This is a genomic window from Vibrio sp. V43_P6S15P86, assembly GCF_009904725.1.
Lineage (GTDB): Bacteria > Pseudomonadota > Gammaproteobacteria > Enterobacterales > Vibrionaceae > Vibrio > Vibrio diabolicus.
In genome coordinates this window covers 1-4,503 of sequence record NZ_WXWT01000161.1, presented here as the reverse complement: position 1 = coordinate 4,503, position 4,503 = coordinate 1, and the positions used below count along the sequence as shown (strand labels likewise).

The 4,503-nt window shown below is 45.6% G+C and carries 5 protein-coding genes; 1 reads left to right on the top strand and 4 read right to left on the bottom strand.

The window, feature by feature from the left end:
* Positions 1-168: 168 nt before the first annotated feature.
* The 4 genes from CAG69_RS07145 to CAG69_RS07130 all read right to left on the bottom strand — a co-directional run bounded on the left by CAG69_RS07145 (position 169) and on the right by CAG69_RS07130 (position 3,742).
* Complete coding sequence (locus CAG69_RS07145) at positions 169-432, bottom strand: major coat protein (RefSeq protein WP_161443427.1); 264 nt, start codon at positions 430-432, stop codon at positions 169-171.
* A gap of 269 nt (positions 433-701) precedes the next feature.
* Positions 702-1,007, bottom strand: a complete 306-nt coding sequence (locus CAG69_RS07140; RefSeq protein ID WP_080338727.1) for a chemotaxis protein — start codon at positions 1,005-1,007, stop codon at positions 702-704.
* An 83-nt stretch (positions 1,008-1,090) separates the two neighbouring features.
* Positions 1,091-3,121: a replication endonuclease gene (locus tag CAG69_RS07135; protein WP_140068637.1), complete on the bottom strand. Its 2,031-nt coding sequence runs from the start codon at positions 3,119-3,121 to the stop codon at positions 1,091-1,093.
* Between the two features lie 3 nt (positions 3,122-3,124).
* Positions 3,125-3,742 carry a 3'-5' exonuclease gene (locus tag CAG69_RS07130; RefSeq protein WP_161443425.1) on the bottom strand — a complete coding sequence of 206 codons (618 nt, stop codon included), beginning with the start codon at positions 3,740-3,742 and terminating at the stop codon, positions 3,125-3,127.
* 183 nt (positions 3,743-3,925) lie between these two features.
* Here CAG69_RS07130 and CAG69_RS07125 point away from each other — a divergent pair, with 183 nt between their 5' ends.
* The gene (locus CAG69_RS07125; RefSeq protein WP_089183816.1) at positions 3,926-4,297 is read left to right on the top strand and encodes a DUF3693 domain-containing protein; all 372 of its coding nucleotides are present in this window, start codon (positions 3,926-3,928) and stop codon (positions 4,295-4,297) included.
* Positions 4,298-4,503: the final 206 nt, after the last annotated feature.

The following is a 4,503-nucleotide window of genomic DNA, read 5'->3' as shown; positions in this document are numbered from 1 at the left end:
CGTAAGTAGGTTGAGCAGCACTTACATTAAAAGCACTAAACAAAACACCCAGTAAAATAATCAGTGACGCTATGCTTTGTTTAATGTTCATTTGTAAATCTTCCTCGTGAAAAATAACGCCCCCATTCGGAGGCGTTGACCAATGGGTGTATAAAATAGTCGTTAGAATTACGTTGCTTTGTTTGCACCTTTCTTGAATAGCTTGATGCCAATGAAACCAACCGTTAGTGGAACAGCGATGGTCCAAGTAGAGGCGAGCATGTCAGTAACAAACGTGCTTAAATCAGCGAATGCTTGCGCTGCCTGTTCTGGCAATGCTGCATGTGCACCAGATGCAGCCATGAGGAGTGCACCACCAAATGTCGCACGTTTTGTTGTTACTACTGCGCCAGACTTAGCCATTGCTGCGCGTACTTTGCTTTGCTTTTCCATAGTCTTATTTCCTATGTGTTGTTTATGAAGAAGTTGAAACCTCAGCCGCTTTCTTGAATCCAAGAATGTGGAAACCAATCGAGAAGCCAAGGATAAATGCTGCCCCAAAACAGCCGAGCATGAACTCTATTGACAGCATTTATCGTTGCCCTCCGACCATCCAACCGAGCGCAACTAACAAGAAGCAAATGCCTAAGAACACCATTAACTGAAAGTTATCGAGTCGAGCCATTAGCTCTGCAAATTGCGTCTCGGTCATGATTTAGCCCTTACTTTTCGTTTAATTGAGGTAGGGCGTAGAGGTGGAAACCGTCGATAGAGACGTGTTTACCCTCATCGTTACCAAAGCTGAATTTCTTGTGTTCCACATCAAACATCATGCGACTACCCACACAACGCTTGAGCAGTTCGCCAGCCTTGCCGTTTTCCCAAAGCTCAGGAGACACGCGCACTTCAATAGTGTCTGTTGGGTTGGTCGTGATAAGACGCAGCTTGCCGTTTTGCTTTTGTTCGCCGTTACGGTCTGTTTTGGTTTCTTGAACGATGTCCGAAACATCTAGAATTAAACCTTCCATTCTCATAGTGTTTTGCCCTTATTTTTACGTTGTTGGTTAGTTGAAAATTGAAATGACAGTTATTGACACAAGTCCAAGGGAAATTAATGCATCATGTCGGGCGGGGCTGCGCCCACCCAACACGACGCATTAATTTCCTGAGGGTCGGTGAGCAACAGCGCTTCCATTTCGTCATAGAGCGCTAGGTGTTTTTCGTATTGCTCGTAAAGGTCGTCATACATGCGCTCGTATTCTTTTTCACGTTCTAGCGCGTCGAAGTAATCGACCACGTTAGACATGATGCCTTGTTGAGCACGGATGAATTGTTGCTTGTTCTCGGTCTTCCAAGTACGGAAGCGAGTCGCGATAAAAATCTTATGGAACATCAAGCCATTCAAACGTGCTTGAGCCATATCGCCGTAGCGAGTCGATGAGTATTCACCGCCCGAAGCAATCAGTTTTTCGATAGAGGTTGAAACGGAATATTCCGCTTTTACTGGTTGGTCTTTGCGCTTAACGAACACACCGCCCATTGCGTAACAAAACGCTTTCCAGTCGCCCTCATCAGCAGAGCGGCGAACCTTTTCTAATAGAAAGTGTTCGTCTTGAGATAAATCTGTAAACAAAGCATCGTCCTCTTTGAATTCATCACGAAGACGACGAAGCTCACGCCATACCGTGACAGATGGACCACCAATAAATTGAAATTGACGAATTTGATTCACACGCGCCCAAGTTACGACACGTTCCGCCGCATCTGAGCCTGACAAAGACGAGCCTTTGTCAGAATCAATGTGCTGACCGTCGATGTTTTTACTCAGGTACTTAGCGACATAACCAACGGCTGAACCTTGCGACCAGTCGATAACTTCGGCTTTGAAACGGGCTTTCTTTGCACCTTTTTCGTCAGGCGAGTCAGCCATAGCGAGACGACGAAACTCAGACGTTACAAACTTGCGTGCGGATTTTTCCATGAAAAGCAACAAGTGGTGATGTGGCGTACCGTCTTGGTGAGGCTCAACAATACGCATCCCGTAAACCTTGATTTTGCTCTTATCAATCGACTTACGAAGATTCGCCCAAACGCCCATTAGGTAAGCGTGAGCTGCTTTCGCGTCAGGCTTGCCAGCTTCAAGCCATTTCGGGTTGATGTCGCCTTTAGAAACAGAGTGAAAACGAGACGGAGCCGTTACCGTGAAGAACACCGCATCGTGATTCGATTCTTGAGCGATTTCCTCAAAGCCACGCAGACGAACGAACATTTCAGCGCGGCGAATCTCAGCGTTAGAAACCGATTTAGCGGATAGTTCGCTGAGTGTGAAGTAGTTAGACGGGTCAGCCTCATCGTAAGCAATCGTGTTTTCTAGCGCGATACGGTTAGAAGTATTGCGGTCACGTTGACGGTTTAGAGAAAAATCCGAGCAGTAAACTTGCTTACGGCGTTGAACAAGCGCTAAATCACGCGCGACACATTCAACCTCGTAAGCACATTTACGGCGAAGCTGACGAACAAGCCAATGTTCATCAAGCGCACGGTTTACCAATGCGAAAAGCTCACAGTTGTTTTCTGCGTATTGAATTTGCTCAGGTGAGAATGCCAAGCCTAATGAATCAAGAAGCTGACACGCTTTATCAAAACGCGCTTGTGATTCTTCGAGCGGAATTGCACTTAACACACGAGAAAAGTCGCGTGATTTGCGCTTGGCTAAATTGGTAATTTGCTCATCTGACATCGCGTAGCTGTAGCCGTGCTCAGTCAAACGGTCGTGAGCGTCGTTAACTGCGCGAACTGCTTCCAAAGCGTTGCGTGTTTTCAGAATGTCGGTGTAAGCGCGTGTCATGTGTCGAGCGAAGTCGCCGTTACGGTGTAATGACTTCGGCAAGTCCAAACAAGGGTTAGAAGTAGGGCGCTCAATAAAATCTGACAGGTCGTGTGAGTAGATTGACGCACTCATTGCCGATTTCACTGCTAACGGAATGAAATCCTCAGGCGTTGTGAATCTGTGGTCCACGTACTCAAAACGATGGTCGAATAAGTTGTCAGGAATATGCTCACATGAAGCCCAAGAATGGACAGGAACAAAATCAATCCATTCTTGTTTGCCGGACGCTAAATCAATAACAAGTTCACGCATCGGTTATGCCTTAAAACCCGTGACGCGGTCACACTTTTGATTGTTTTGGTATTCAATCTTTGAGTTAACGGCATGAATCAATCGACGAGTCATTTCACAATCGGCCAGGGCTCGGTGTGCGATTAAGTCGGACACATCAACATGCTGTTGGGCGCAGGCATTAGTAAGAGATTGCCACTTGTAGTCCTCATGATATTCATTCCAAACACCGTAAAACTCTGCGTACCAAAGCATTGCGCACTGAGGAACACAGAACTTGAAAAACAAATCGTGAACGGATTGAACGTAAGCGGCGTTACAGTGCTTATCCAAAGACTGGATAATTAAGCGTGTATCAAAATCTGAGTTGTAGATGATAATGGGACGACCGTTAAGAAGTGGAAGAAAACGGTTGGAGAACATCAGATGAAAGTCGGGCGCGTCTTTAACGTCTTCATTGGTGATGCCATGAATAGCTGTAGCGTCAGCAGGAATCGAACACGTTGGTTTAACAAGTTCATTAACGATAACTTTGCCGGAATCAGCACAGATAGCAGTGAACTCAACAATTTCTGCGTCAGCTCCTAAGCCAGTAGTTTCTGTATCGATAATGATCGCATTTTCAGTAGGAAGTTTTTTCATAGCAACACCTTGACTAGTTGAGAGAACGACCGCCAAAGCCAAGCGCGAAAGCGTCAAGGGCAAACGCCCAGAGCTAGGCGGTCTTAATTGCGATTTATGGCAATCCTAGTTGCGAAAAATGGCAACTGCAAGATGCGATTTATGGCAACTTTGTGGCTACAATGAGAAGAAATGGAGGTTCTTATGTACACAGCTGAACTAATTAACGCCTACAAAAAGGCGAAAAACTACGTACAAGATAAGCAGGTTGCGCACGATTTGAATCTAGACCCGCCGAAGATTAGTAAAATTCGCAAAGGTGTTAGACAACTTACTGATGAAGAAGCAGTTTTTCTCGCACACGGCGCAGGTATAGACCCTGAGATCGCGTTACTAGGATGTCACGCTGATCGCAATGAAAATCCAGCGATAAAAAGCATGTGGGAAAGCATTGCAAAAAAGTATAACGGACTTGGATTATCAAGCATTTCAATGGTTTGTGCCGGATTGGCTTTAGTGATTGCAAGTCCACAGGAACCACTATTACAGTGCGCATTATATTCGTGTTTATGTTGAGTGGTTTGCCAACGGCCTAGAACGCGCAAAGGGTGGGCGAAAGACTTTCTCATTGTCGCAGCTTGCTGCGTACATGACAGGAAAGAGAATCGCTTTGAAGAGATAGCCCGTAACATAAAAAGCGTATAATGCGAATTAAGAAAGAAATGACATACCAATTACTCGGTATGTCATTTTTTTTACGTACTAGCCCCGCAGGGATAAGG

Bases quoted from the DNA above. Each gene is read 5' to 3' on its own strand.
- CAG69_RS07145 (WP_161443427.1), bottom strand. From the start codon at position 432: ATGGAAAAGCAAAGCAAAGTACGCGCAGCAATGGCTAAGTCTGGCGCA.
- CAG69_RS07140 (WP_080338727.1), bottom strand. From the start codon at position 1,007: ATGGAAGGTTTAATTCTAGATGTTTCGGACATCGTTCAAGAAACCAAA.
- CAG69_RS07130 (WP_161443425.1), bottom strand. From the start codon at position 3,742: ATGAAAAAACTTCCTACTGAAAATGCGATCATTATCGATACAGAAACT.
- CAG69_RS07125 (WP_089183816.1), top strand. From the start codon at position 3,926: ATGTACACAGCTGAACTAATTAACGCCTACAAAAAGGCGAAAAACTAC.
- CAG69_RS07135 (WP_140068637.1), bottom strand. From the start codon at position 3,121: ATGCGTGAACTTGTTATTGATTTAGCGTCCGGCAAACAAGAATGGATT.